Genomic DNA, 236 nt, shown 5'->3' with positions numbered 1-236 from the left:
GCGAAGTCGGCGGTCAGCTTGTTCAGGTTCTCGTCGAAACGGCGCTGCAGGTCCACGGCGTCGAAGTTCTGCAGGACCTCGTTCGTCGCGATGAGCTGGGCGACACGCTGCCGCTCGGACGGGTCGATCGAGCCGTCCGCGGCGGCCACGAGCGCGCACATCGCCATGCTCGCGTCGCGGAAGGCACCGCTCTTGAGATCGTTCTTCTTCGCCACGAGCTGGGTCTGCATCGTCGA

General features: G+C 66.1%; 1 protein-coding gene. It reads right to left on the bottom strand.

Features of this window, described 5'->3' with window-relative positions:
• Positions 1 to 236: tellurite resistance TerB family protein (locus tag IO36_RS36235; RefSeq protein ID WP_037626678.1), on the bottom strand; the 236-nt coding region annotated here is incomplete at both ends.

Origin of the sequence: Streptomyces aureus, assembly GCF_000725495.1 — a bacterium.
GTDB lineage: Bacteria > Actinomycetota > Actinomycetes > Streptomycetales > Streptomycetaceae > Streptomyces > Streptomyces aureus_B.
Note: the sequence above shows the minus strand (reverse complement) of the source record. Positions and strands in the feature narration are given on the sequence as shown.